Annotated in this window: 6 protein-coding genes; all 6 read right to left on the bottom strand. The window is 67.9% G+C overall.

The genetic code is table 11. The features are described from left to right. Positions 1-87 precede the first annotated feature (87 nt). The 6 genes from AC27VN_RS30530 to glyQ are packed head-to-tail and all read right to left on the bottom strand — an operon-like array spanning position 88 to position 5,445. Positions 88-882 carry a lysophospholipid acyltransferase family protein gene (locus tag AC27VN_RS30530; RefSeq protein WP_208510945.1) on the bottom strand — a complete coding sequence of 265 codons (795 nt, stop codon included), beginning with the start codon at positions 880-882 and terminating at the stop codon, positions 88-90. After that, positions 882-1,463, bottom strand: a complete 582-nt coding sequence (gene gmhB / locus AC27VN_RS30525; RefSeq protein WP_172705816.1) for a D-glycero-beta-D-manno-heptose 1,7-bisphosphate 7-phosphatase — start codon at positions 1,461-1,463, stop codon at positions 882-884. Before gmhB ends, AC27VN_RS30530 begins: the two co-directional genes overlap by 1 nt. Further along, positions 1,460-1,996: a DUF6036 family nucleotidyltransferase gene (locus AC27VN_RS30520; protein ID WP_093348278.1), complete on the bottom strand. Its 537-nt coding sequence runs from the start codon at positions 1,994-1,996 to the stop codon at positions 1,460-1,462. Before AC27VN_RS30520 ends, gmhB begins: the two co-directional genes overlap by 4 nt. Beyond that, entirely contained in the window at positions 1,993-2,322 is a 330-nt protein-coding gene (locus tag AC27VN_RS30515) for a hypothetical protein (RefSeq protein ID WP_209543870.1), read from the bottom strand. The genes AC27VN_RS30520 and AC27VN_RS30515 overlap by 4 nt, the downstream gene beginning before the upstream one ends. 27 nt (positions 2,323-2,349) lie before the next feature. Continuing rightward, complete coding sequence (glyS, locus tag AC27VN_RS30510) at positions 2,350-4,506, bottom strand: glycine--tRNA ligase subunit beta (protein ID WP_490878979.1); 2,157 nt, start codon at positions 4,504-4,506, stop codon at positions 2,350-2,352. A 15-nt stretch (positions 4,507-4,521) separates the two neighbouring features. Continuing rightward, positions 4,522-5,445 (bottom strand): glycine--tRNA ligase subunit alpha, encoded by a 924-nt coding sequence (glyQ, locus tag AC27VN_RS30505; protein WP_093348286.1) that lies wholly within the window; start codon positions 5,443-5,445, stop codon positions 4,522-4,524. Between the last annotated feature and the right edge of the window lie 418 nt (positions 5,446-5,863).

Here is a 5,863-nt window from a genome sequence, read left to right as displayed (position 1 = left end):
TCCAGCGCCAGCTGCATCAGCTCCCGCATGCGTGGTTCCCGATGATGGACGACAAGGAAGGGACGACGGCCGAAGACGCGCGCGCCTTCAACCCGCCTTCTCGACCGTGGCGCTGCTGCCGGCCACGCCACCGGTGGCATCGGCATCGCGGTACGCCTCGGGATCGAGGCGATGCATCTCGGCCTCGATCCAGGCCTCGACCTCGCGCATCAGCTCGTCGGGCTTGCGGCCCGCGCTCGAGATCGGCACACCGATGGACACGTCGACCACGCCGGCGCGCTTGACGAAGGCCTTGCGCGGCCAGACCTTGGCCGAGGTCACGGCGATCGGGATCACGGGCACGCCGGTCTCGCAGGCCAGGCGCGTGCCGCCGCTCTTGTAGGTGCCCTTCTGGCCACGCGGGATGCGCGTGCCCTCGGGGAACATGATGATCCAGATGCCCTGCGCGAGCAGCTTGCGGCCCTGGCTCACCACCTTGTTGAAGGCCTGGGCGCGCTGGCTGCGGTCGATGTGGATCATGTCGAGCCGACCCATGGCCCAGCCGAAGAAGGGCACGTAGAGCAGCTCCTTCTTGAACACGTAGGCCAGCGGATGCGGCATCAGCGTGGGCATCAGGAAGGTCTCGAGCGTGGACTGGTGCTTGACCAGCAGGATCGCGCCCGCGAGCTTGTCGGCCGGCAGGTTCTCCATGCCGCTCACGCGCAGCCGGATGCCCAGCAGCGCACGCGCGCCGCTGCCGACGGCCCAGGAGAGCCAGCGCGCCGCCATCCAGTACAGCGGTATGCCGCGCATCCAGATCGAGCACACCAGCATGATGATCGCCCAGGGGACGACGGTGACGAACATCCACAGCGCGTGGAGAACGGAACGGAGCAACGCCATCAGAGAGCCACCTGCATGGATTCGGCCCGCGCCTCGCGCGCGAGCAAAAAGTCGACGAAAGCGGCGAGGTCTTCATGCACCCTCGTGTCCGCCGGATATTCGGGAGGCAGCGGATCGAAGCCGCGGCAGGCCGCGCCCATGCCGGTCAGCAGCAGGTGCGGTTCGCAGCCGGCGGCCGCGCCGGCCTGCAGGTCGCGCAGGCTGTCGCCCGCGGTGGGCACGCCGGCCAGGTCGATGCCGAAGCGGTCGCCGATCTGCTGGAACAGGCCCGGCTTGGGCTTGCGGCATTCGCAGTCCTCGTCGGGGCTGTGCGGGCAATAGAACACCGCATCGACGCGCCCGCCCACGGCCGCGAGCATCTTGTGCATCTTGGCATGCATCGCGTTGAGCGAGGCCATGTCGAACAGGCCGCGCCCCAGGCCCGACTGGTTCGACGCGATCACCACGTGCCAGCCCGCATGGTTGAGCCGCGCCACGGCCTCGAGCGCACCGGGCAGCGGCGTCCACTCGGTGTCGCTCTTCACGAAGTCTTCGCGGTGCACGTTGATCGTGCCGTTGCGGTCGAGGATCACGAGTTTCATGGAGGTGTTCCTTCCGACTCCAGCTTGCGCCGCTTCACCCAGGCGACCAGATGCGGCAGCGGATACTTCGCCGCGTCCAGCATGCCGATGCGCTGCACCAGCGTGTCGAGCGATACCAGGTCCTGCTTCAACAGCTCGCGAACGAAATCGGCGTCCTTCTCGCGACCGGCCACGCACTTGGAAACGACCAGGTCGTGCAGTTCCGGGCAGATGGCCGTGATCTCGCCGACGTAGTGCAGGCTGGCTCGACTCATCCAGTCGCCGGGCATGACGGCGGTCTCGGGCCCGACACCGTCGGCGAAATAACCGAAGGTCTCGTGAAAGCTCGAGTGCATGCCGATCGCACCGTCGATCAGATCGGCGCGTTCCGGATGCAGTGCGGGGTAGAGATCGATTTCGCGCGACACCAGCAGCGACTCGGGCGGTTGATCGAGCAGCAGCAGCACGGCCTGGCTGCCGACGACCACAAAAGAACTTTCTTTCGAGATCGCCGCGGAAGCGCGCAACACGTGCTGCAGTTCTTCGAGCTTCATGGGGTCGCGGCCTGCTCGCGCGCCTGCTTGAGCAATGCCATTCGTTCGACCTGCGAGACGAGACCGCCGAGCGGCGACACGCTGCGCATGAGCTGTCCATGCTCGGACTCGACGAGCGCGGCATCTTCGAGCACGCCGACATCGCCGGCGAGAAGACGCTCCCACTCGTCCCACAGCACGTCGGAGCGCGTGGGACCCGACTGCTGACGCCAGCGTTCGAGGGTGCGGCGGGCCTGCTCGCGCAACGCGGGCTCCTGGCGCAGCGCCGCCACCGCCCGCTGGTGCAAGGCGAGGGAGAACTGATCCAGTTGCTGTTGCCGGTTCATGCGCGATCGATTATCGAGTGACGGTCTTCAGACAGCCAGCCGCTCGAGCTGCGCCACGCGGTTCATCGCGGCATGCAGCGACATCAGGAGCCCCAGCCGGTTGAGCCGCAGGTCGGCCTGCTCGGCATTGACCATCACGCCGTCGAAGAAGGCGTCGACCGGTTCGCGCAGCGCCGCCAGGGTCTGCAGCGAGGCGGTGTAGTCGCCGGCATCGAACTGGGCGTTGGCGGCGGGCACCACCTGCGCCATGGCGGCATGCAGTGCCTTCTCGGCGGGCTCCTGCAGCAGCAGCTCGCTGACGTGGGCGTCGGCCTCGGGGGCCTTCTTGAGGATGTTGCCGATACGCTTGTTGGCCGCGGCCAGCGCGGCGGCTGCCGGAAGCTCCAAGAAAGCGCGAACCGCTTTCAAACGAGCGGGCACCAAATCCAATCGGTCAGGAAACGGTTCGTCTTCAGAAAGAACGGCCGATATCTCGTTGCTTGAATAGCCTTGCTCCCGCAATAGTCCAGCGTATCGATCTACCAAGAAGTCATTGAGCTCTACGGTAAGACGCGCTGTATCAAAGTCCGCGTATTGCTCATATAGCTTCGCCACAGACCAGTCCACGGAATTCCAGAGCAATTCTGGCAACCCAAGAGCAAGCTTCTTTTCGGTAAGCATGCGAATCACGCCCAGCGCATGGCGGCGCAGCGCGAACGGATCGCGGTCGCCGGTGGGCAGGTTGCCGATGCCGAACATGCCGACCAGGGTCTCGAGCTTGTCGGCCAGCGCGACCACCAGGCCGACGCTGTTGCGCGGCAGCTCGTCGCCCGCGAAGCGCGGCTTGTAGTGGTCCTCGATGGCATCGGCCACGGCCGCGTCGAGGCCGTCGTGCAGCGCGTAGTAGCGGCCCATGATGCCCTGCAGCTCGGGGAACTCGCCGACCATGTCGGTCACGAGGTCGGCCTTGGCCAGCTGGGCGGCCTGCACGGCCTGGCGCGCCACGTTGGCATCGCCGAGCTTGTCGGCGATGGCGCGCGCGATGCGCATCACGCGCTCCACGCGTTCGCCCTGGGTGCCGAGCTTGTTGTGATAGACCACCTTGCCCAGCGACGCGACGCGCGAGGCCAGCGTCTTCTTGCGGTCCTGGTCGAAGAAGAACTTGGCGTCGGCCAGGCGCGGGCGCACCACGCGCTCGTTGCCGCCGATGACGGCGCTGGCATCGTCGGGGCTGATGTTGCTGACGACCAGGAACCGGTTGGTGAGCCTGCTCGAGGCGTCGAGCAGCGGGAAGTACTTCTGGTTCGCCTTCATCGTGAGGATCAGGCATTCCTGCGGCACCTCGAGGAACTCGCGCTCGAAGCTGCAGACCAGCACGTTGGGCCGTTCGACCAGCGCCGTGACCTCGTCGAGCAGCGCGTCGTCGTGGATCGGCACCGAGCCGCCGCCGACCTGGACCGCGGCCGCGGCGAGCTGGCGCGCGATCTCGGCGCGGCGCGCCTCGAAGCTCGCGATCACCGCGCCCTCGTCCTGCAGCTGCAGCGCATAGCTGTCGGCGTTGCGCAGCACCACGGGATCGACCGCGGCCTCGAAGCGGTGGCCGTGCGTTTCGCGGCCGGCCTGGAGACCCAGCGCCTCGACGGGCACCACGGCATCGCCATGCAGCGCGACCAGGCCGTGCGCGGGGCGCACGAAGCTCACGCTGGTCCAGCCCGGCAGCTCGCAGCCGCTCTCGAGCTGGTAGCTCATGACCTTGGGAATCGGCAGCTTGGCGATGGCTTCGGCCAGTGCCTTCTGCAGGCCTTCGGCCAGCGTGGCGCCCTTGGCGGTGCTCTCGTAGAACAGGGCTTCGGCCTTGCCGTCCATGGCGCGCTTGAGGCCGGGCACGGCCGAGGCGTCGGCGCCGAGCGCGCCGAGGCGCTTGAGCAGCGCGGGCGTGGGCTGGCCCGAGGCATCGAGCCCCACGGCCACAGGCATCAGCTTCTGCGAGACGGCCTTGTCGGCGGCGCGCTCGGCCACGTGCGTGAGGTGCGCGGCCAGGCGGCGCGGCGAGGCGAAGGGCGTGAGCACCGAGCCGGCCTCGGCCAGGCCCTGGGCCACGAGCTGATCGCGCAGCACGCCCGCGAAGGCCTCGCCGAGCTTCTTCAGTGCCTTCGGCGGCAGTTCTTCGACAAACAGTTCAACCAGCAGGGAGGTCTTGTTCATGGGGGTCGTCATCGCTCAGGCGGCCTTCTTCGGTGCGATCTGCGCGACCCATTCGCGCGGTGCCATCGGGAAGCCCAGCCGTTCCCGGCTGTCGTAGTAGCTCTGCGCCACGCTGCGCGCGAGGTTGCGGATGCGGCCGATGTAGGCCGCGCGTTCGGTCACGCTGATCGCGCCGCGCGCGTCGAGCAGATTGAAGCTGTGCGCGGCCTTGAGCACCTGCTCGTAGGCCGGCAGCGCGAGCTGCTCGGCCATCAGGTGCTTGGCCTGCTTCTCGTGCGCGGCGAAGGCGGTGAACAGGAACTCGGCATCGGAGTGCTCGAAGTTGTAGGCCGACTGTTCGACCTCGTTCTGCTTGAACACGTCGCCGTAGCTGAGCTTGGCGCCACCGTGGCCTTCGGTCCACACCAGGTCGTACATGTTCTCCACGCCCTGCAGGTACATCGCCAGGCGCTCGAGGCCGTAGGTGATCTCGCCGGTGATCGGCTTGCAGTCGATGCCGCCGACCTGCTGGAAGTAGGTGAACTGCGTCACCTCCATGCCGTTGAGCCAGACCTCCCAGCCCAGGCCCCAGGCGCCGAGCGTGGGGTTCTCCCAGTCGTCCTCGACGAAGCGGATGTCGTTCTTCTTGAGGTCGAAGCCCAGCGCCTCGAGGCTGCCGAGGTAGAGCTCGAGGATGTTCGCGGGCGCGGGCTTGAGCACGACCTGGTACTGGTAGTAGTGCTGGCCGCGGTTGGGGTTCTCGCCGTAGCGGCCGTCCTTGGGGCGGCGGCTGGGCTGCACGTAGGCGGCCTTCCAGGGCTCGGGGCCGAGCGCGCGCAGGAAGGTGGCGGTGTGCGAGGTGCCCGCGCCCACTTCCATGTCGTACGGTTGCAGCAGCGCGCAGCCCTTGTCGGCCCAGTACGACTGCAATTTGAGAATGATTTGCTGGAAGGTCAACATGAAGGGTGCCGGCCGGCGCGGCCGGGCGTTGGACGAAAGCGCGGCGGTGCGCCGCGAAAGCCCGCGATTTTACGGGCGGAGGGCAACTCTCCCACAGCGGGTCGGGAAGGTGCCTGCCACGCAGCGGACACGGGCCGTGCGACAAACCGGGGTCCGCGCGGGCCATCGTCTTCCGACGGCCGCGCGGCCGGCGCTTTTCATGCGGGCCGGGAACGCCCGCCCGCCACGCCGATCCGACGTCCCTCCCCCACGAGCCCCCAGCCCCACACGCCCCATGCCAGTGCCCGAGACCGGCCCGAACACCCCGCTCTTCATCGTGCTCAATGCCGCCTCCGGCAGCGAGGACGCCGTCCAGGCCCGCCAGGTCATCGAGGAAGGCTGCGCCGCGGCCGACCGCCGGCTGCGCATCTTCACGGTC

The sequence above is a fragment of the Variovorax sp. 20P10.2.4 genome (assembly GCF_058244205.1).
Note: the sequence above shows the minus strand (reverse complement) of the source record. Positions and strands in the feature narration are given on the sequence as shown.

Bases quoted from the DNA above. Each gene is read 5' to 3' on its own strand.
- AC27VN_RS30530 (WP_208510945.1), bottom strand. From the start codon at position 882: ATGGCGTTGCTCCGTTCCGTTCTCCACGCGCTGTGGATGTTCGTCACC.
- AC27VN_RS30515 (WP_209543870.1), bottom strand. From the start codon at position 2,322: ATGAACCGGCAACAGCAACTGGATCAGTTCTCCCTCGCCTTGCACCAG.
- gmhB (WP_172705816.1), bottom strand. From the start codon at position 1,463: ATGAAACTCGTGATCCTCGACCGCAACGGCACGATCAACGTGCACCGC.
- AC27VN_RS30520 (WP_093348278.1), bottom strand. From the start codon at position 1,996: ATGAAGCTCGAAGAACTGCAGCACGTGTTGCGCGCTTCCGCGGCGATC.
- glyS (WP_490878979.1), bottom strand. From the start codon at position 4,506: ATGAACAAGACCTCCCTGCTGGTTGAACTGTTTGTCGAAGAACTGCCG.
- glyQ (WP_093348286.1), bottom strand. From the start codon at position 5,445: ATGTTGACCTTCCAGCAAATCATTCTCAAATTGCAGTCGTACTGGGCC.